Here is a 19,530-nt window from a genome sequence, read left to right on the forward strand (position 1 = left end):
TCTGCTAGTTCGATCGAGTGAGCGAGTAGTTCCGGAGATAAAGCAGGGCGGCCGCGAGAAGGCCGACGGCAAGACCTGTTGCGGTGAAGGTGATCAGGTTCGGCTCGAGGTCGAAGTGGATGATGGTCAGGCGAGCACTCCGAGGATGCTCAGGAGCATGCCGGTCGCGATGAAAACTGCGAAGAGTGGTTCTGCAACACGGTCGCGCAGCGTTGTGAGTCGCATTCGACGATCGTCTCATCTCAGCCCGAGATCGAGAGTCTTTGTCGGTGGCTTCCATTAACGTGTGCGCATGACTCTCACACTCGGCATGATCACCTTCGACAGTCTCGATCCCGGTCCGCTCGCAACGTGGTGGGCAGCGCAGTTGGGCGGAAACATCGTCGAGGAAAACGACGGTTGGTTCTACATCGTCTCGGTCCCTGACAGCGCCACCAACTTCGCATTCCAGAAGGTCCCGGACCCCACCGCCGGCAAGAATCGCATCCATCTCGATTTGGGGAGTCCGGATCTCGACGCCGAGGTGGCGCGGCTCGTCGAGGCCGGAGCAACTGAGCACCACCGCGAAAACATGGACGGTTTCCGCTGGGTGACGCTCCTCGATCCTGATGGGAATCAGTTCTGCGTGTCCGGTCCTCACGCCTGAGCTAACCGATTCTGTGCTCACCTGATTCGTGGCCACTGATATCCCGGACACCTGTTCGGGCATGATGAGAGGCATGACTTCTCAGACTTCTCGGGCGGCTCGGGCCAGGGCGGCTTCTCTGACCGGGGCCGACGCAGACGGCTTGTGCAGCTTCGTCGATTCGTCACCGTCGCCGTTCCATGTGTGCGCGACGGTGGCGACCGAGCTGACGGCCGGCGGGTTCGTCGAAGTCCACGAAACGCAGTCGTGGCCAGCCGAGCCCGGACGGTACTTCCTCGTGCGAGGCGGTTCGCTGATCGCCTGGAGCACCGAGGGCGTGGGAAACACCGCTCCGTTCCGGATTGTCGGAGGTCATACCGACAGCCCGAACCTGCGGGTCAAACAGCATCCCGACCTCACTTCGGCCGGGTGGCAGATGGTGGGCCTCGAACCGTATGGCGGTGCGTGGCTGAACTCCTGGCTCGACCGCGATCTCGGTATCTCCGGCCGATTGAGTGTCCGGGTGGGAAACACTGTGGAGCAGAAGCTGGTTCGCATCGACGACCCGATTCTTCGTGTTCCGCAGCTGGCTATCCACCTGTCCGAAGATCGCAAGGGTGTGACGCTGGATCCGCAGAGGCACGTCAACGGAATCTGGGGCGTGGGTTCGAAGCCCAAGTCGTTCATCGGCTTTGTCGCCGAGCGTGCGGGTGTAGCCGCGTCGTCGGTTCTCGGCTGGGAATTGATGACACACGACCTTGCGCCCAGCGCAGTCGTGGGGGTGGACAAGGAATTGGTCAGCGCCCCCAGGCTCGACAATCAGGGCACGTGTTATGCAGGGACACAAGCACTTTTGGCCGCGGCTGAGTCGCCCGGTCAGCAGGTCCCAGTGCTTGCTCTCTTCGATCATGAAGAGGTCGGCAGCATGTCCGATCGCGGAGCTTTCTCGGACCTGCTGAACACCGTGCTCGAGCGGATCGTGTTGGGACGCGGTGGTGGCCGCGAAGAATTCCTGCAGGCGATGGCCGGCTCGGTATGCGCGTCGGGCGACATGGCACACGCGACGCACCCCAATTACCCGGACCGCCACGAGCCCGCTCATCGGATCGAGATCAACGGTGGGCCGGTACTCAAGGTGAACCAGAACCTGCGCTACGCCACCGATGCGGCCGGTGCCGGCGAATTCGCGCTCGCGTGCGATCAGGCGGGAGTGCCGATGCAGCGCTACGTCCACCGCGCCGATTTGCCGTGCGGCTCCACCATCGGACCGATCACGGCATCACGCACCGGACTGTCCACCGTCGACGTCGGCGCGCCTCAGCTCGCGATGCACTCTGCCCGCGAGCTGATGGGCGCGGCAGATGTCCGCATGTATGCCGACGCGCTCGGTGCGTTCCTCACGCCGCGTAGTTAGAGGGTGGGTAGCTGGGAGCGGGCAGTCAAACGGCTGAGAGCCCAGCGGGTGCAGCCGGTAGATCCTCGAAGAAGTCGGCGCTCGGAGTGAAGAACATCGAGCCCGTCACGGCCGTCGAGAAATCGAGCAGACGGTCGTAATTGCCGCGAGGGTTGCCGAGAAACATGTTCTCGAGCATCCGTTCGGTGATCGCCGGCGTGCGGCAGTAGCCGATGAAAAAGGTGCCGATCTCGTCGTCGCCGAGGCGCCCGTACGGCATGTTGGCACGCAGGATCTCGAGGGCCTTGCCGTTCTCGTCCTTGATTGCGTTGAGGGCTACGTGCGAGTTGGCCGGCTTCACTTCGGACGTCATCTCGATGTCTTCGAGCTTGCTGCGTCCGATCACACGTTCCTGCTCGTCGACGGTGATTGCTTCCCAGTCCCGCATCTTGTGGATGTAGCGCTGGATATGGACGTAGCTTCCTCCGGTGAACGCAGGATCTTCGTCTCCGATAGTCACGGCGGCGACGGCGTCGCGGCCCACCGGATTTTCGGTGCCGTCGACGAAGCCGATGAGGTCTCGGTTCTCGAAGTACTGGAAGCCGTGAACCTCGTCGACCACCGTGGCTGCGCCGTGCAGTCGCTTCGTGATCTGCCGAGCCACCTCGAAACACGCATCCATGCTCATCGCGCGGATGTGGAAGAGCAGATCGCCGGGAGTCGACGGCGCCCAGTGAACGTCGCCCTGCAAAGCGGTGAACGGGTGCAGTAGCGCGGGGCGCGGACCGGCGAACAGTCGATCCCAAACCGACGAACCGATGCTTGTCACCACATCCAAACCTGATCCGGGGACGCGCAGCCCCACGGCGCGCTGTAGGCCGGCGACGTCGGCGAGTAGTTCTCGTGTGGTGTTCTCGCCACCCGGATTCACGGTCGCGACCAGGAAAATCGCAGCCGGAGTGAGGGGAGTGGTCACCGACTGGGACTGTGCCGTGAGGTCGGACTGACGAACATCCTGGGGCATGCGAGACCTTTCGAGGGAGAGAGTGGACCGGCCCTGACTTTAGGAAAACCGACCGGATCACCCAACCGGGGCGGGTGTGACCGGCGATACTTCGCAGGCCCGGAGGTGTTGCGGGTGCTGCCGTCTGCGGAAGTCGTCGGCCCACACCGATAGACTGTCCCCCGGCACGTTCTTTCGTTGGGCACATTCGTGGTGTCCCGCTCCGCGCCGGCTTGCCTCTTGACTCCCGTAGGGAAGGGACCACTATCCAGTGTCTGCTCACCAGGTCGATACCGTCACGCACGCATCGGCTGATCCCGATGCCGCTCAGCCGTTCAAGGAGCTCGGTCTCAAGGACGACGAATACGCACGCATCAAGGAGATCCTGGGCCGCCGTCCCACGGACGCCGAACTGGCGATGTACTCGGTGATGTGGAGCGAGCACTGCTCGTACAAGTCCTCCAAGGTCCACCTCGGATACTTCGGCAAGACCACCACCGACGAGATGCGCGCCAACATGCTGGCCGGTATCGGTGAGAACGCCGGCGTCGTCGACATCGGTGACGGCTGGGCAGTCACGTTCAAGGTCGAGAGCCACAACCACCCGTCGTACGTCGAGCCTTACCAGGGTGCGGCGACCGGTGTCGGCGGCATCGTCCGCGACATCATGGCCATGGGTGCTCGTCCGATCGCCGTCATGGATCAGCTTCGGTTCGGTGCTGCTGACGCCCCCGATACCCGTCGCGTCGTCGACGGTGTCGTGCGTGGTGTCGGTGGATACGGAAACTCCCTCGGCCTGCCGAACATCGGCGGCGAGACGGTCTTCGACGAGTCCTATGCAGGTAACCCGCTGGTCAACGCCCTCGCTGCCGGCGTCATGCGCGTCGAGGATCTGCATCTGGCCTTCGCTTCGGGCGCGGGCAACAAGATCATTCTGTTCGGTGCTCGCACCGGTCTCGACGGAATCGGCGGCGTCTCGGTCCTCGCGTCGGCGACGTTCGACGACGAGGGTGGAGACACCGGCGGACGTAAGAAGCTGCCCGCGGTTCAGGTCGGCGACCCGTTCACCGAGAAGGTGCTCATCGAGTGCTGTCTCGACCTTTACAAGGCCGGCCTCGTCGTCGGCATCCAGGACCTCGGCGGCGCCGGGCTGTCCTGCGCCACCTCCGAGCTGGCCGCGGCCGGCGACGGCGGCATGCACATCAACCTCGAGAAGGTTCCGATGCGCGCCACCGGCATGACCCCGGCCGAGGTGCTCTCGAGCGAATCGCAGGAGCGCATGTGCGCCGTGGTCACGCCCGAGAACGTCGATGCGTTCATGGAGGTCTGCAAGAAGTGGGACGTCCTGGCCACCGACATCGGCGAGGTCACCGACGGTGAGCACCTCACCATCTCCTGGCACGGCGAGACCGTCGTCGACGTTCCCCCGCGCACCGTCGCGCACGAGGGTCCGGTTTACCACCGCCCCGTCGAGCGTCCGGCAACGCAGGATGCCTTGATCGCGAATACGACCGCCGGACTGAAGCGTCCCGAAACCGACGCCGAGCTCGAAGCGACCCTGCTGAAGATGATCGCCTCGCCTGCCCTGTGCAGCCGCAAGTGGATCACCGAGCAGTACGACCGCTACGTCCGCGGAAACACCGTCCTGGCCGAGAACGCCGACGGCGGTGTCATCCGCATCGACGAGAAGACCGGACGCGGGATCGCACTGTCCACCGACGCTTCGGGCCGCTACACCGCGCTCGACCCGTACACCGGTGCGCAGCTCGCGTTGGCCGAGGCTTTCCGCAACGTGGCAGTCACGGGCGCAACGCCCAAGGCCGTCTCCAACTGCCTGAACTTCGGTTCTCCCGAGGACCCGGGTGTCATGTGGCAGTTCCAGCAGGCCGTTCGCGGCCTTGCCGACGGCTGCGCCACCCTCGGCATCCCCGTCACCGGCGGCAACGTCAGCTTCTACAACCAGACCGGATCCACGGCAATCCTGCCGACGCCGGTGGTTGCCGTCCTCGGTGTGATCGACGACGTTCACCGCCGCATCCCGACGGGCCTCGGACTCGAGCCCGGCGAGACGCTGATCCTGCTCGGCGACACCCACGACGAGTTCGACGGCTCCATTTGGTCGCAGGTCGAGCACGGTCACCTCGGTGGCGTGCCGCCGAAGGTCGACCTCGCCCGTGAGCAGCTGCTCGCCGACATTCTGCTCGCCTCTTCGCGTGACGGTCTCGTCACCGCAGCCCACGACCTCTCCGAGGGTGGACTGGCCCAGGCTGTCGTCGAAGCCGCGCTGGCCGGCGAAACCGGTTGCCGCATCCTGATTCCCGAGGGCGCAGATCCGTTCGTGACCCTGTTCTCGGAATCGTCGGGACGCGTCCTCGTTGCAGTTCCGCGCACCGAGGAGACTCGCTTCACCGGTATGTGCACCGCCCGCGGCTTGCCGTGGACGCGTATCGGGGTCGTCGACGAGGGCAGCGACTCCGTCGAGGTCCAGGGACACTTCTCCGTCACGATGGCCAAGCTCCGTGAGGCCTTCGAGGGAACGCTGCCCGCACTGTTCGGGTGATAGATGGTCGATTCCGGAGAACTGACTTCTTCTGACAGCCAGCCGCAGGAACACCACCTGCGGCTGGCTGTTCCCGCACCCCTCGAGAAGCTCGACAACCGCTTCACCGAGTGGGCGTGGGGGCTCCTCAAACTCGACTTCACCGGCATCGCGTTTGCCGCGTTCTTCTTCTGCTGGTCGTTGACCCCTTCGCTGTTGCCGCGCGATTGGCTTTTCCAAGGTCTGATCGGCGGTATCAACTCGGCCATCGGCTACGGCGTCGGTACTGCGATCGGTTGGGCTGTCGAGCGATACCTGCTCAGCGGGCGACGGTGGTGGCCACTGCCCGAGCCGGTGCCTTCCGCGATCAAGGTCTTCGTTCCGGTCGCGTCCATCGTCGCGGCGATCATCATGCTGGTCTACGCGGCCGGGTGGCAACGTGAAATCGCGGCACTGACCGATGCCGAAGGCACGACCACTTCCGGCTACATCCGAACCCTCGGACTGAGCCTGCTCGTCGGTGGCCTGCTCATCTCGATCTGGCGGGTCCTCCACGATCTGGTGAAACTGATTGCCCGACAGCTGATGCGGCGGTTCCACTGGTCACGGTCGGTGGCCAATGGCGTCGGTGTCCTGGTTGTCACCGTCCTGTTCTTCATGCTGGTCGACGGCGTCCTGGTCCGCGGAATCTATGCAGCGACCAACTCGATCTTCAGTCTGCAGAACTCGACCACTCGCGACGGCGTCGTCGAACCGCAGGATCCGATGAAATCGGGTAGCCCCGAATCAGCCGCTCCCTGGGACACATTGGGGTTCGAGGGACGAAACTTCGTCTCGCGCGGACTCGACGCGCAGGAACTCGAAGCGGCAACCGGTAAGCCTGCGATGGATCCGATTCGCGTATATGCCGGACTTGAAAGCGCCGAAGATCCCGAAGAGCGTATGGATCTGGTCATCAAGGAGCTGGAGCGAACCGGCGCCTTCCAACGCAAGGTCCTCGTGGTCATTCCGACGACGGGTACGGGGTGGGTCAATCCCACTGCGGCACAGGCAATCGAACTTGTGCATGACGGCGACACTGCTCTTGTCGCCAGCCAGTACTCGTACCTGCCGAGTTGGATCTCGTTCCTCGCCGACCAGGAGAAGGCGCAAGCTGCCGGACGCCTGTTGATCGAGCGGGTACACGAAAGATGGCTCCAGGAACCGGAAGCCACCAGGCCGAAGTTCATGGTCTACGGCGAGAGCCTCGGCGTCATGGCCGGCGCCGGAGCCTTCGACACACTGCAGGCGGCGCGCGATACCGCCGACGGAATTCTGTGGGTGGGCCCGCCGAACGCGACGCAGTTGTGGCGTTCGATCGAGAAGAGGCGCGATCCAGGCACTCCCGAAGTAGCTCCTGTCTACGCGGACGGCTTGGCCGGTGTGCGGTTCGCGGATCGCTCCGAAGACATTCCGACCGACGGGATGACGTGGCCGCAGCCGCGGGTTCTGTTTGTCCAGCACCCTTCCGATCCAGTGGTGTGGTGGTCACCCGACCTCATGTTCAATCGGCCCGAGTGGCTCAAGGAAGTACCCGGTTTCGACCGCTCGCCGTCGATGAAATGGTTCCCGGTCGTGACGTTCTGGCAGGTGTCTGCAGACCTCGGTAACGCCGCGGGAGTTCCCGACGGTCACGGTCACAATTACGGAACCTCCGTTCTGGACGCCTGGATCAGCGTCGCCCAGCCCGAGGGATGGACGGCCGCAGAAACCGAGCGAGTGCGGTCGGCATTGGTTGTCGCCGTGAAATCAGAGGGCCCCGAGAAGTGAGGGGAGTCGCCTCGATCGCGCTCTCCGCTACCGCGATCACCTGGAGCAACGTCGTGCTTCCGGCATTCGGTCTTTCGCCCCGAGCCCGCGCCGTGGTCAACACTGCGGCCGGTCTGTCGGCCATCGGAGTCCTACTCGCACGTGGTTACACCCGCGAGGAACTCGGCTTGGCGCACACCGGCATTCGTGGTGGTGCTCAGTTCGGCGGAGCCGCGGCGGGGGCGGTCCTCACCGGCTACAGCGTCGCTTTGGCCGTTCCGTCCTTGCGCGCGACTCTCGCTGCCGACGAGCGAGCAGACGGCCGCGAAGACTTCCTCGAATGGATCATCCTGCACATCCCGTTCGGGACGGTGCTCTCCGAGGAACTGTTGTTCCGCAGCGCGATGTCCGCGGTCTGGAACCGCGAATTGAACAGGCCGACCGCGCAGGCCGTTCATGCACTGACCTTCGGGCTGTGGCACGTCGCCCCCGCCCGCGGCGCCGGCGACAACGTTCCCGCAGCAGTGGCGTTCACCGGCGCTTCGGCATTGCTGTTCGAGTGGCTGCACCGCCGTGGCGGCAGCGTACTTGCCCCCGCCCTGCTGCACCTGGCCACGAATGCCGGTGGCGCACTTGCCGTTCGTATCGCTACTCGCAGACAGGGAGTGAACTGATGCCGCCCCGCCGCGCCGTCGACCCCGCCGAATTTCGTGCCGCCGTCCTGGCCGTCGGCCCGTGGCTTCGAGATCCGGAACTGCCGAAGCCTTCGCGCAGTGAACTCGGTGCGGCAGTGAAGATGAGTGCGCGCACTCTCGAACAGATCGCCCCCGGATCGAGCGTCGAGGTGCGGGTCCCACCGTTTGTTGCGGTGCAATGCATCGAAGGTCCGCGTCACACGCGCGGAACCCCGCCCAACGTCGTCGAGACGGACGCTCGGACGTGGTTGCAGATGGTCACCGGATTGCTCGAGTTCTCCGAGGCCTCAGGTGACGGAAGAGTCGACGCCTCAGGTAGCCGCGCTCCCGAAATTGCGCACTGGCTCCCACTGCTGCGGTTGACCTAGCAACAGAGGGGTTGGCGCAGCAACAGAGTGGTTGACGCAGTAACAGTGAGAGACCATCCGGTTCGCTTCGGCGTGATCTGAGAGCCAAGGCAGCCCTCAGGGGACGTGAGTCCCAAAATGGCCGTAGACTGTGGATGCCCCCCAACCCCTGCCCACAAAGGGAGCGCCCGGTGACTCGTGCCGATCTGTCGGTCAACAGTCCAAATCTCCTCGCTTCGAACCCGTCCGACGAGGACGAGAACGAGCCCCGCGAAGAATGCGGTGTATTCGGCGTCTGGGCGCCGGGAGAGGATGTGGCGAAGCTCACTTATTACGGCCTGTACGCACTTCAGCACCGTGGTCAAGAAGCTGCCGGCATTGCGGTAGCCGACGGCTCCCAGGTGTTGGTGTTCAAGGATCTCGGCCTGGTCAGCCAGGTATTCGACGAGCAGACCCTCGCAGCGATGCCAGGTCACGTCGCCGTCGGACATTGCCGTTACTCCACCACCGGTTCCACGACGTGGGAGAACGCGCAGCCCATCTTCCGTACCACCACTGCCGGTACCGGCATCGCGCTCGGCCACAACGGCAACCTGGTCAACACCGCTGAACTCGCGAGCCGCACCCGTGCAGCCGGCCTGGTCAACGACAAGCGCCCCAACGCAGCGACTTCCGACTCCGACCTCATCGGTGGTCTCCTGGCACACGCTGCCGGCGACAGCACCATCGAACAGGCCGCAATGGAATTGCTTCCCACGTTGGAGGGCGCGTTCTGCCTCACCTTCATGGACGAGCACACGCTGTACGCAGCGCGCGATCCGCACGGCATCCGCCCGCTCTGCCTCGGTCGACTCGACCGCGGTTGGGTAGTCGCCAGCGAGACGGCAGCCCTCGACATCGTCGGTGCGTCGTTCGTTCGCGACATCGAACCCGGTGAGCTGCTTGCGATCGACGCCGACGGCGTTCGCTCCTCACGTTTCGCGAATCCGACGCCCAAGGGATGTGTCTTCGAGTACGTCTACCTTGCCCGTCCCGACAGCGTCATCGGTGGCCGTTCGGTCCACTCGACCCGCGTCGAGATCGGCCGTCTGCTCGCCAGCGAGCATCCCGCCGAAGGTGACTTGGTCATCCCCGTTCCCGAGTCCGGCACCCCCGCAGCAGTCGGGTACGCACAGGGCTCAGGCATTCCTTACGGCCAGGGTTTGATGAAGAACGCCTACGTGGGCCGTACCTTCATCCAGCCGTCGCAGACCATCCGTCAGCTCGGTATCAGGCTCAAGCTCAACCCGCTCAAGGAAGTCATCCGCGGCAAGCGCCTTGTGGTGGTGGACGATTCGATCGTCCGCGGTAACACCCAGCGTGCGCTCATCCGGATGCTCCGCGAAGCCGGCGCCCTTGAAATTCACGTCCGTATCGCCTCGCCGCCGGTCAAGTGGCCCTGCTTCTACGGCATCGACTTCGCCTCACCGGCCGAATTGATCGCCAACGGCGCAGGCGGACAGGATGCGACGTTCGAGGAAATGCTCGACGGTGTGCGTCGTTCCATCGGAGCGGACACCCTCGGATACATCTCCACCGAAGGCATGATCGCCGCCACCGAGCAGCCGGCCAGCCGTCTGTGCGCCGCGTGCTTCGACGGGACCTACCCGATCGCGCTTCCCAAGGAAACGTCGATCGGCAAGAACGTCCTCGAGGGGATGCTCGAGAGCACCGCAGGTTCGACGGCCACTCGCGACAACGACAATGCGAGCGCGCTCAGCCGCCCCTGAACATCAGAATCGTTGAAATTCGACAGCCGAGAATCTGCCGTCCACAGCATGTGGGCGGCAGATTTTCTGTTCACGACTTTCTGTTCCACGACACGGCATACGTCGTGAGCATCTGGCATAGTGCCCTCCGTGGCGCAACTGAGAATGGATGGGCACCGGGTCCTGGTCGCAGACCTGGTGGGGGACACCATCAAAGCGATCAACGGCTCGATGGTGGCGTACGAGGGTGCGATCACCTTCAAGAACGCCGGAATGGGCGGTGGCGGTGGGTTACGTGCCGCGCTGAAACAGAAGGCGGCAGGTGAATCACTGTCCCTGATGGAAGTCAGCGGTCAAGGCACCGTCTACTTCGCGGTCGACGCCCAGGACATCACGATCATCGAGCTCAACAACGACGCCTTGCACGTCGAAGCGTCACAGTTGCTCGCATTGGTCGGACAACTGCAAACCGACGTGAAATTTGCCGGCCTCCGCGGCGCAGGTTCCGGACAGGGCTTGTTCACGACGGTCGTCAGCGGCACCGGTCTGGTGGCCGTGCTGTCGAAGGGCGGACCGATCATCGCGCTCGAAGTCAGCCCGCAGTATCCGCTGGTTGCCGATCCCGACGCATTCGTCGCGCACCGTGGCCAGCTGAACCAGAGCTTCGTCACCGACGTCACCTGGCGCTCCGCGATCGGCGGTGGCAGCGGTGAAGCGTTCTCGCTGCGATTCGACGGATCCGGAGTCGTCTACATCCAGCCCGAGGAGCGCTGAACCATGCCGTTGGAATTGGTGAACAGCAAGGTCGTCAAGTCGACCCTCGCGCCGGGCCAGAACGTGCTCGCCCGCACCGGGTCGATGCTCTACTACACCGGTGACGTCCGCTTCATCCCGCACAGCATGGGCGGTGGGCCCGGCGCCATGCCGAACATGGGCGGGATCGCCGGGATGGCCGGCCGCATGATGTCCGGCGAACACGCACGCATGATGGCGGCCGAGGGAAACGGTGAGGTCTTCTACGGGCACGCCGGCTTGTACGTCGAGGTCATCCACCTCGACGGTTCGTCAATGCTCACGGTCGAAGCCGACCGGCTCCTCGCACACGACGGTTACCTGCAGAGTTCGATAGTCGCTCTCACGTCGCAGGGCGGTGTGCGCGGAGCGGTACGTGGCGCCATGACCGGTCAAGGCCTGTTCACGACGCAGTTGCACGGACAGGGAAGCGTCGCGGTTCTCTCGCACGGCGGCGCGATTCCGTTGCAGGTCGGTCCGAACAATCCTCAGGTCGTCGTCGACCCGCAGGCATACGTGTGCCACATCGGTCAGATCAACGTCGACATCTCCGCGAACGTCGGCTGGCGCGAGGCCGTCGGCAAGGGCTCGGGGGAGTCCATCCAGCTGAAGATGACCGGCGCCGGCACCGTTTGGGTCCAGGCGTCCGAGCAGAAGTTCTGAGAGGGCACAGAGCATGGGTATCGAAATTCACAATCCGGCAACTCTGCCCGCCAACGACAACGTCCCGGGCAACGACTACGCCTTCTGCGTCGAGATGGCCGGGCAGCCGTGGTTCACGTCCAAGGGCGCGATGATCGCGTACTACGGAAACATCAACTTCGAGCCGCTCGGGCGCACGAGTATGACGGCGATCGTCGCGGCCAGGTTCTCTTCGCCGCTCTACGCGGACGACTGGGTGCTCGCTCAGGGACAGGGCAAGTTGATCCTCGGGGACCGCGGATTCAACATCAATTCCTACGACCTCGACGACGGCAACCTCACGATTCGCGCGGCCAATCTCCTCGCCTTCGAGACGAGCCTGGACCTCAAACAGTCCATCGTCCCAGGCTTTTTGACGCTACTGGGGACAGGCAAGTTCCTGGCGTCGTCCAATGGCCCGGTCATGTTCGCGGAGCCGCCGCTGCGCATCGACCCGCAGGCGTTGGTGGGTTGGGCCGACTGCCCGTCGCCGTCCCACCACTTCGACGCCGACTGGATGCAGAGCTTCCTGGGCGCGGTTCGCGGAAGCATGTTCGGCGCGAACACCGGTGAAGAACGCCAGTTCGATTTCACCGGAGCCGGGACGGTACTGATCCAGTCGAGCGAGAAGGTCGTCCACGACGGACACCTCCTCAAACACATCGAATCCGAGACGGTCGCACTCGGGCAGAACAGTCTGCGCGCACTGCACGCCTCGATCGGTGCCCGGCTGCAGAACTGACGTCTCGGGGTACGCGAGGTCTCACCGAGGGGGCCGGTCCGGTAGCGTATGGGCGTAATCGTCGGTATTTGTGTGCGCGCTCTGGGTCTCGAGTCGAATGATCCATCTCGCGTCACGAGGATTGCAAACACTTCACATTGCAAGACCACTTACCTGTGCACGAGCAATACGTGCTCGCGAGAAATACAAGGCTGGAGTAGTAACCCGATGACCGAGGACAGTCACCGCACCGCAGGCGCCTCCTACGCGGCAGCAGGAGTCGATATCGCCGCAGGCGACCGGGCGGTGGAACTCTTCGCCCCTCTGGCCAAGAAGGCCAGCCGCCCCGAGGTCATGGGTGGCCTCGGTGGTTTCGCCGGCTTGTTCTCCCTCAAGGGTGACTACAAGGAGCCGTTGCTCGCCGCATCGACCGACGGCGTCGGAACCAAGCTCGCTGTCGCCCAGGCGATGGACAAGCACGACACGGTCGGACTCGACCTCGTCGCCATGGTTGTCGACGACCTCGTCGTCTGTGGCGCCGAGCCGCTGTTCCTCCAGGACTACATCGCCGTCGGCCGGGTCATCCCCGAGCGCGTCGCGGAATTGGTCAGCGGAATCGCCGAGGGCTGCATCCAGGCCGGCTGCGCTCTCCTCGGCGGCGAGACCGCCGAGCACCCCGGCATCATGGCCGACGGTGACTACGACCTTTCCGCCACCGGTGTCGGCGTCGTGGAGGCAGAGAAGCTGCTCGGACCGGATCGCGTTCGCCCCGGCGACGTCGTCATCGCGATGGGTTCTTCGGGACTGCACTCCAACGGTTACTCACTGGCCCGCAAGGTCCTGCTCGAGATCGACCGCATGAACCTGAGCGCACACGTCGACGAGTTCGGCCGCACGCTCGGTGAGGAACTGCTCGAGCCCACCAAGATCTACGCCAAGGACTGCCTGGCACTCGCTGCCGAGACCGACGTGCGCACGTTCTGCCACGTCACCGGTGGCGGCCTCGCCAACAACCTCGCGCGCGTCATGCCCAAGGGCTTGGTCGCCGAACTCGATCGCGGAACCTGGAGCCCCGCTCCGGTCTTCGCCATGATCGCGCAGCGCGGACGCGTCGAGCGCGCCGAGATGGAGCAGACGTTCAACATGGGCGTCGGCATGGTCGCCGTCGTCGCACCCGAGGACGTCGACCGCGCACTTGCCGTCCTCACCGCACGCCACATCGACTGCTGGACGCTCGGTAGCGTCAAGAAGGCGTCGGACGCCGCTGCAGAGCGTGCGTTCCTGGCCGGAGACCACCCGCGCTTCTAGACCGCAACGTCAACTGCCCCATCGGAGAGATCCGGTGGGGCAGTTTTGTGTGTCCGTGCAAGCAGGCGCGAGGCGGAAAACGGAACGCAAAAATGAGGAAGAGCGATCAGCTCTTCCTCATTTCACAGTCTGCGCGGTGGCAGTGCGCGGTCAACGCCGCCAGTCGTCGTAGTCGTCCTCTCGCGCATGCCCTTCCCTATCGGAAGTCTGGTCCGATCGGACACTGCTCCGATGCGAGTTGGTCGATCCACCTGCGAGCTCTCTTTGCAGGCTGTCGAAATCCGTGGTCGGTACGCTGTATTTCAATTCGCGTGCAACCTTGGTCTGCTTTGCCTTAGCCCGGCCGCGGCCCATGGCTGACCCCCTCGCGCTTTCGCGGGGCGGCCTGGGGAATTTGGCGGCCCCGTTTGAGTGTGTAAGTTTCCTGACACACACTCTAGCGTGGAAAAGTCGCTTCCGCTTCCACGAAGGCCTCACCGCCGTGTCTGATTGCTCTCACTATGGCCGCGAGCTGCCAGGATGCTGAAAGAACTCGTCAGAACTTTGTGAGAACTGCTCAGAAGTTTCCGGGAATTGCGCGAATCGTCCCCACTCGGGCGTCGCCGCCGAAGACCGGAGCGGATGCGAGAGCCGCCAACTCCTCGGTCCACTCGGTGTTCATCCGCTTGAGCAGAGCTGCCGCCAAGGGCAGGAGCGCCCGCTCGTGACCGTCGTCGATCTTGAGGGCGAAAGCGGACCCGTCGGGAAGCGCTCCGGCGTAGATGCCGTCGTATCCGGTCTTGGAGAACAGACCCGGCACTGCGGACATCAGGCGCTGATCGTTGCGGCCGGTGCCCGAGACGAGGAAGGGGTTCTCGCGGACCGCGTCGGCCACAGCTCGTTCGGGTGAGTCGGGCTCAGCCGAGGGCAGGCGTCCGAATGCCCGAGCCAGGTTCGTGAGCGAAAGCGGGACGATCGGGAGACCACAACCGTCGATGCCGAGTTCCTGCTCTTCCTCGCCGCTGAGATCGAAGATCGTCTCCTGGATCGCGAGTTGGAGGGGATGAGTCGGCTCCATGTACGTCTCGAGCGGCCAGTCGTTCACGACGCACGTGGCGAGCATCGCGGAGTGCTTGCCCGAGCAGGTCATGTAGATCGGGCTGGGAAGCTCGCCCGCTGCGATCAGTTCGGCTCGGGCCAGTTCGTTGCCCGGCAGATCGGAGGGGCACTGCAACTGGTCGACACCGAGTTGGTAGCGAGCGAGAAGCGCTGCGACCAGTTCGATGTGATCGGCCTCGCCCGCATGTGAGGACGACGCGACGGCCAGCTCTTCCGGGCTGGTGGGTGCAAAGCCGTTACGAAGCGCAGCGACGGCTTGCAGCGGCTTGTTCGCCGAGCGCGGGTAGATGGGTGTGTGAATTTCCCCGAGTCCGACAACGACCTCGCCGTCGGCGCCGAGAATGACGGCCGATCCGCGATGCACGCATTCGCGGAATCCGGAGCGGACCACTTCCACCAATTCGATACTCACGAGTGCACCTGCGCTTCTGCTTGTTCGATGAACCTCTGGACGCGCGCGGTGACGTTCGGTGCAAGGTCGGTGTGTTCTGCGAGGAGCCGTCGAAGCCGCTCAGGATCCGTTCCGGCGAAGACCTCTCGAACAGTCACTCCGTGATCCGGTACGTGGACTCGGGTGACCGAATCGCCCGCGGCGATCGTGCCGGTCCGGTTGACGCGAAGGTAGGCGCCGACGTCGGTCCGCTCGGTGAATCTTTTGACCCAGCCCTTTTCCGCGGCCCAGATGCCGAAGGTGCCGCACGGGACGCGGGGCGCGGTCACCTCGAGTTCGAGAACGTCCGACGCCTCGGCTCCGGTGATGTGCCAACGCTCGCCGATCACGGCGTCCGTGACGAGCATCCCGCTGATGTGAAGATTCTCGCCGAACCATCCGGGGCCGAGAGGTCGGCCCAATTCGTCCGACCAACGCTGCGCTTCGTCGCGCTGATACGCGTAGACAGCTTGGAAGGCACCGCCGTGGAACTCGGTGTCGCAGACGTAGTCGCCACCCAGACCGAGTCGTCCTACCGCGACGCGGCCGTCGACGGGATGCTTGTCGATCGCGGTACGGGGGACTCGCCTGACGCCACTGTCACGTTCGGTGTGGACGACGCAGACCGCGTCGACCATGCCCGTCACTTTCCGCGCAATCGGTTGACAGCCTCACGTCCGGCCTGGGGTGCGTCGTCCGCGACGATCGAATCCGGATCGATGGACGCAGCGCTGGGGCCGGCCATCAGTTCGGTGTCGACCGGGATGTTCCGCTTGATCAGAGCGAGTGCGATGGGGCCGAGCTCGTGATGATTGACGACGGTCCCGACGCGTCCGACGGCCCGTCCGCCCGCCGTGATCGGGTCACCCGGTTCCGGGACGGCTTCGGCGCTGCCGTCGAGGTGCAACATGACGAGATGGCGCGGGGGCTTGCCGAGATTGTGAACCCGGGCGACGGTTTCCTGACCGCGGTAGCACCCCTTGTCGAGGTGGACGGCGCCGTGCTCGGCCGGCCCACCGATCCAGTGGACCTCGTGCGGGATCGTGCGTTCGTCGGTGTCCAGTCCGAGGCGAGGCCTCGTCGCTTCGACGCGCAGTGCCTCGAAGGCCCAACTGCCGGCGGGCTTGGCACCGGCATCGGTCAGCCTGGTCCACCACGCTGCCAGTTGCTCACGTGGGACGAGAAGATCGAAAGAGTTCTCGGTAGGCCACGGCATGCGGCGGACAAATCCGCCGTCGGCCAAGGCGAGAGCGTCGTAGGCCTCGGTGGGTGTCTGAACCTCGAGTGCGGCGAGGACAGTTGACGCTTCGGGTCCGATCAGGCTCAGGACCGCGAGTTCGTTGCCGTCTCGGGGTTCGGCCTTGGACCAGAACACCATCTTCTTCAAGAAGGAGAGAAGGTCGGGTCCGCGGTTCGCCTCGGTGTCGATCCAGGTGACACCTGCCAGGTCCGTCTGCACGAAGTGGTGCTCGACGCGTCCGTTGACGTCCAGGCTCAAGTTCTCGGCACTCTTGCCGTCGGGGAGCGCGGCGATGTGCTGGCTCGAAATCGTGTGCAGCCACGTGAGGCGTTCGTCGCCGGGAATGGCGATCACGAATCTGTGACTGCGGTCGACCACCACTGCTGCGCGCTGCGCGGTTCGCTGTTCGCCGAGGGGATCGCCGTAGTGCCACGCGACACCGATGTCGGCCGAACCGTCCGGTGCGGTGACCGCGCCGGGGGAAGTCAGAAGTGGGCTGTTGGGCACAAGAGCGTTGTCGACCACGAGACCAGTCTAGGAGTGTGGGCGGGATCGCGGTTACAGGGCGGCCCCGGCGGCTCGGCGGATCGTTAGGGTTGATGGCATGCCTGATCGCGTATTGGTGACTCTCGACCACGAGGTGCTCGATGCTGACGCACCGTTTCTGCACGCCGACGACCTGGCGGTGGTGCGCGGCGACGGAGTCTTCGAGACGCTGTTGGTGCGCGACGGTAGGGCGCGGGTGGTCGAGGGACATCTGAGTCGACTGGTTCTGAGCGCGCGGGCGCTGGGTCTGCCCGCCCCCGTTCTCGATGACTGGCGTCTGGCGATCGAGATGGCAGCCGAGGAGTGGGGGACAGAGAAAGAAGGCGCTCTTCGTCTCGTTCTGACCCGCGGCCGTGAGAGCGGCGACAAGCCGACAGCCTTCGTGATGGTCGGTCCGGTGGCCGATCGGGTCAGACAGGTCCGCGAATCGGGGTTATCGGTGATGACTCTCGAGCGAGGTTTCTCTGTCGATCTCTCTGCCCGGGCACCCTGGCAGCTACTGGGCGCGAAGACGTTGTCGTACGCAACCAACATGGCAGCGCTTCGATATGCGGCGAATTTGGGTGCTGACGATGTGATCTTCGTCAGTTCCGAGGGCAATGTGTTGGAGGGGCCACGCTCGACGGTGGTGATCGTTCGGGACAGGACTTTGATCACACCGCCTCCCGCACAGGGCATTTTGATGGGCACTACGCAGCGCGCCCTGTTCGACGTTGCCGGCAGTGCTCGCTTCGATTGCCGATACGAAACCCTCCGACCTGCGGATTTGATTGCGGCCGACGGAGTGTGGATGGTTTCGAGCGTCACGCTGGCCGCACGCGTCCATACACTCGACGGGCTCACATTGCCAGAGCCGAAGGTCTCCGGGGAATTCGCGGAATTGGTTGAACGTGCAATTGATTCGGATTCAGCAGGGCGATAGGCGAATAGGAATCGCGACAGGTCTCTACTACATTTGGTAGTAGCAAAGTCCTGCGGTCCAAACCGGACAGCAGTACCGTGTCCGCAGGGGCCGAGCGACTGCCCGCGTCTCGAACCCCGAAGCCTGTCCCAGGGCCCTACTCTCGGAGTAGCCAATGGATACTTTGGACGTCTCCAGGTGGCAGTTCGGTATCACTACCGTCTACCACTTCATCCTTGTTCCGCTGACCATCGGACTTGCGCCGATGATCGCGATCATGCAGACGATGTGGGTGGTCACCAAAAAGGACCACTGGTATCGGCTCACCAAGTTCTTCGGCAAGCTTTTCCTCATCAACTTCGCACTCGGTGTAGCCACCGGCATCGTGCAGGAGTTCCAGTTCGGCATGAACTGGAGCGAGTACTCGCGATTCGTCGGTGACGTCTTCGGAGCTCCGCTCGCATTGGAAGGCCTCGTCGCCTTCTTCATGGAGTCCGTCTTCATCGGACTCTGGATCTTCGGTTGGGGCAGGCTGCCCAAACTTGTACACCTGGCGTGCATTTGGCTCGTGGCGATCGGCGTCAACGCGTCGGCATTCTTCATCATCGCGGCCAACTCGTTCATGCAGCATCCGGTCGGTGCGACGTACAACCCTGAAACGGGTCGTGCCGAGCTCACCAGTATCTGGGAGCTGCTGACCAACAACACCGCTCTCGCTGCCTTCCCGCACGCGGTTGCCGGCGCCTTCCTGACGGCGGCGACGTTCGTCGCCGGCATCAGTGGTTGGTGGATGGTGCGGAACATGCGCCGCGCCAAGCAGGCTGAGGCCGCCGAAGCCGAGCGCCTCGAAGCCGACGCACGGACGATGTACCGCCCGGCAACACGATTCGCGTTGCTCGTCATGATCGTGGCCGGAATCGGCATCATCTATACCGGTGACGTCCAAGGCAAGCTCATGTTCCAGCAGCAACCCATGAAGATGGCGTCGGCGGAATCGCTGTGCGACACCGAGATGGATCCGGACTTCTCGATCCTCACTATCGGCACTCACAACAACTGTGACAGCGTGACGCACGTTCTGAAGGTGCCGTTCGTTCTTCCATGGTTGGCCGAGGGCAAGTTCACCGGCGTCGAACTGCAAGGCGTGAACCAACTGCAGGAGCAGGCGGAGCAGGACTTCGGACCGGGTAACTACCGACCGAATCTCTTTGTCACGTACTGGTCTTTCCGCGCCATGATCGGCCTCGCCGCCGGTTCGGCAGCACTGGCTCTCGCGGGACTGTGGGTCACTCGTAAGGGGCGGGTCCCGGACCAGAAGTGGTTCGGAATACTCAGCCTGGTCGCGATCCCCACTCCGTTCATGGCGAACAGCGCCGGTTGGATCTTCACCGAGATGGGCCGTCAGCCCTGGGTGGTGCATCCCAACCCGACCGGCGTCGACATGATCAGACTTACTGTCGACCAAGGTGTTTCGGACCACGCGTCGGCTACCGTCTGGGCTTCGCTGATCACCTTCACCCTGCTGTACGGAGCGCTGGGAGTCGTCTGGTTCAAGCTGATCGTGCGGTACGCGAAGGAAGGCCCGTTGGAGCACGACATGCATCCGCCGGGCGATACAGATCATGATGAGCCGGAAGATCCGGACAAGCCCAAACAACTGTCGTTCGCGTACTAG

18 protein-coding genes are annotated in these 19,530 nt (G+C 64.0%); 13 read left to right on the forward strand and 5 right to left on the reverse strand.

Features of this window, described 5'->3' with window-relative positions; translation table 11 throughout:
• The first annotated feature begins 292 nt into the window (after positions 1-292).
• Both AC1Q61_RS02910 and AC1Q61_RS02915 read left to right on the forward strand, forming a co-directional pair.
• Complete coding sequence (locus AC1Q61_RS02910; protein ID WP_003939907.1) at positions 293-646, forward strand: VOC family protein; 354 nt, start codon at positions 293-295, stop codon at positions 644-646.
• 73 nt (positions 647-719) lie between these two features.
• Positions 720-2,039: a M18 family aminopeptidase gene (locus tag AC1Q61_RS02915; RefSeq protein WP_051649589.1), complete on the forward strand. Its 1,320-nt coding sequence runs from the start codon at positions 720-722 to the stop codon at positions 2,037-2,039.
• 25 nt (positions 2,040-2,064) lie between these two features.
• On the opposite strand, the gene AC1Q61_RS02920 is transcribed toward AC1Q61_RS02915, so the two are convergent.
• A complete protein-coding gene (locus tag AC1Q61_RS02920; protein WP_042922293.1) occupies positions 2,065-3,042 on the reverse strand; it encodes a Dyp-type peroxidase in 978 nt (325 codons plus the stop codon).
• 250 nt (positions 3,043-3,292) lie between these two features.
• Here AC1Q61_RS02920 and purL point away from each other — a divergent pair, with 250 nt between their 5' ends.
• From purL to purM, 9 genes are all read left to right on the forward strand, one after another.
• Positions 3,293-5,581, forward strand: a complete 2,289-nt coding sequence (gene purL, locus AC1Q61_RS02925) for a phosphoribosylformylglycinamidine synthase subunit PurL (protein ID WP_003940379.1) — start codon at positions 3,293-3,295, stop codon at positions 5,579-5,581.
• Between the two features lie 3 nt (positions 5,582-5,584).
• Positions 5,585-7,369 carry an alpha/beta hydrolase gene (locus tag AC1Q61_RS02930; RefSeq protein ID WP_042922291.1) on the forward strand — a complete coding sequence of 595 codons (1,785 nt, stop codon included), beginning with the start codon at positions 5,585-5,587 and terminating at the stop codon, positions 7,367-7,369.
• Positions 7,366-8,022, forward strand: a complete 657-nt coding sequence (locus AC1Q61_RS02935) for a CPBP family intramembrane glutamic endopeptidase (RefSeq protein ID WP_042922288.1) — start codon at positions 7,366-7,368, stop codon at positions 8,020-8,022. Before AC1Q61_RS02930 ends, AC1Q61_RS02935 begins: the two co-directional genes overlap by 4 nt.
• On the forward strand, positions 8,022-8,411 hold the full coding sequence (locus AC1Q61_RS02940; RefSeq protein WP_007733822.1) for a sterol carrier family protein: 390 nt from the start codon (positions 8,022-8,024) through the stop codon (positions 8,409-8,411). Before AC1Q61_RS02935 ends, AC1Q61_RS02940 begins: the two co-directional genes overlap by 1 nt.
• 170 nt (positions 8,412-8,581) lie before the next feature.
• Positions 8,582-10,159, forward strand: coding sequence for an amidophosphoribosyltransferase (gene purF / locus AC1Q61_RS02945; protein WP_003940541.1), 1,578 nt, complete (start codon positions 8,582-8,584; stop codon positions 10,157-10,159).
• Between the two features lie 144 nt (positions 10,160-10,303).
• Entirely contained in the window at positions 10,304-10,912 is a 609-nt protein-coding gene (locus AC1Q61_RS02950) for an AIM24 family protein (RefSeq protein ID WP_492650964.1), read from the forward strand.
• Between the two features lie 3 nt (positions 10,913-10,915).
• Positions 10,916-11,593 carry an AIM24 family protein gene (locus tag AC1Q61_RS02955; RefSeq protein ID WP_003939918.1) on the forward strand — a complete coding sequence of 226 codons (678 nt, stop codon included), beginning with the start codon at positions 10,916-10,918 and terminating at the stop codon, positions 11,591-11,593.
• A gap of 13 nt (positions 11,594-11,606) precedes the next feature.
• Positions 11,607-12,353, forward strand: a complete 747-nt coding sequence (locus tag AC1Q61_RS02960) for an AIM24 family protein (protein ID WP_003939813.1) — start codon at positions 11,607-11,609, stop codon at positions 12,351-12,353.
• Between the two features lie 207 nt (positions 12,354-12,560).
• Positions 12,561-13,640 carry a phosphoribosylformylglycinamidine cyclo-ligase gene (gene purM, locus AC1Q61_RS02965; protein ID WP_003940225.1) on the forward strand — a complete coding sequence of 360 codons (1,080 nt, stop codon included), beginning with the start codon at positions 12,561-12,563 and terminating at the stop codon, positions 13,638-13,640.
• Between the two features lie 150 nt (positions 13,641-13,790).
• On the opposite strand, the gene AC1Q61_RS02970 is transcribed toward purM, so the two are convergent.
• The 4 genes from AC1Q61_RS02970 to ygfZ all read right to left on the reverse strand — a co-directional run bounded on the left by AC1Q61_RS02970 (position 13,791) and on the right by ygfZ (position 16,933).
• The gene (locus tag AC1Q61_RS02970) at positions 13,791-13,994 is read right to left on the reverse strand and encodes a DUF3073 domain-containing protein (protein WP_003940337.1); all 204 of its coding nucleotides are present in this window, start codon (positions 13,992-13,994) and stop codon (positions 13,791-13,793) included.
• Between the two features lie 202 nt (positions 13,995-14,196).
• On the reverse strand, positions 14,197-15,150 hold the full coding sequence (locus AC1Q61_RS02975) for an asparaginase (RefSeq protein ID WP_003940365.1): 954 nt from the start codon (positions 15,148-15,150) through the stop codon (positions 14,197-14,199).
• On the reverse strand, positions 15,147-15,815 hold the full coding sequence (locus AC1Q61_RS02980) for an MOSC domain-containing protein (RefSeq protein ID WP_215516064.1): 669 nt from the start codon (positions 15,813-15,815) through the stop codon (positions 15,147-15,149). Before AC1Q61_RS02980 ends, AC1Q61_RS02975 begins: the two co-directional genes overlap by 4 nt.
• Positions 15,812-16,933 (reverse strand): CAF17-like 4Fe-4S cluster assembly/insertion protein YgfZ, encoded by a 1,122-nt coding sequence (ygfZ, locus tag AC1Q61_RS02985; protein ID WP_042922285.1) that lies wholly within the window; start codon positions 16,931-16,933, stop codon positions 15,812-15,814. The genes AC1Q61_RS02980 and ygfZ overlap by 4 nt, the downstream gene beginning before the upstream one ends.
• A 79-nt stretch (positions 16,934-17,012) precedes the next feature.
• Here ygfZ and AC1Q61_RS02990 point away from each other — a divergent pair, with 79 nt between their 5' ends.
• Together AC1Q61_RS02990 and AC1Q61_RS02995 are read left to right on the forward strand one after the other, a co-directional pair.
• The gene (locus AC1Q61_RS02990; protein ID WP_007733829.1) at positions 17,013-17,876 is read left to right on the forward strand and encodes an aminodeoxychorismate lyase; all 864 of its coding nucleotides are present in this window, start codon (positions 17,013-17,015) and stop codon (positions 17,874-17,876) included.
• A gap of 154 nt (positions 17,877-18,030) precedes the next feature.
• A complete protein-coding gene (locus tag AC1Q61_RS02995) occupies positions 18,031-19,530 on the forward strand; it encodes a cytochrome ubiquinol oxidase subunit I (RefSeq protein ID WP_007733830.1) in 1,500 nt (499 codons plus the stop codon).

The sequence above is a fragment of the Rhodococcus sp. MPR-R1B genome (assembly GCF_058793255.1).

Bases quoted from the DNA above. Each gene is read 5' to 3' on its own strand.
- AC1Q61_RS02920 (WP_042922293.1), bottom strand. From the start codon at position 3,042: ATGCCCCAGGATGTTCGTCAGTCCGACCTCACGGCACAGTCCCAGTCG.
- AC1Q61_RS02940 (WP_007733822.1), top strand. From the start codon at position 8,022: ATGCCGCCCCGCCGCGCCGTCGACCCCGCCGAATTTCGTGCCGCCGTC.
- AC1Q61_RS02960 (WP_003939813.1), top strand. From the start codon at position 11,607: ATGGGTATCGAAATTCACAATCCGGCAACTCTGCCCGCCAACGACAAC.
- AC1Q61_RS02955 (WP_003939918.1), top strand. From the start codon at position 10,916: ATGCCGTTGGAATTGGTGAACAGCAAGGTCGTCAAGTCGACCCTCGCG.
- AC1Q61_RS02970 (WP_003940337.1), bottom strand. From the start codon at position 13,994: ATGGGCCGCGGCCGGGCTAAGGCAAAGCAGACCAAGGTTGCACGCGAA.
- AC1Q61_RS02930 (WP_042922291.1), top strand. From the start codon at position 5,585: ATGGTCGATTCCGGAGAACTGACTTCTTCTGACAGCCAGCCGCAGGAA.
- AC1Q61_RS02915 (WP_051649589.1), top strand. From the start codon at position 720: ATGACTTCTCAGACTTCTCGGGCGGCTCGGGCCAGGGCGGCTTCTCTG.
- purM (WP_003940225.1), top strand. From the start codon at position 12,561: ATGACCGAGGACAGTCACCGCACCGCAGGCGCCTCCTACGCGGCAGCA.
- AC1Q61_RS02990 (WP_007733829.1), top strand. From the start codon at position 17,013: ATGCCTGATCGCGTATTGGTGACTCTCGACCACGAGGTGCTCGATGCT.
- AC1Q61_RS02910 (WP_003939907.1), top strand. From the start codon at position 293: ATGACTCTCACACTCGGCATGATCACCTTCGACAGTCTCGATCCCGGT.
- AC1Q61_RS02950 (WP_492650964.1), top strand. From the start codon at position 10,304: ATGGATGGGCACCGGGTCCTGGTCGCAGACCTGGTGGGGGACACCATC.
- AC1Q61_RS02995 (WP_007733830.1), top strand. From the start codon at position 18,031: ATGGATACTTTGGACGTCTCCAGGTGGCAGTTCGGTATCACTACCGTC.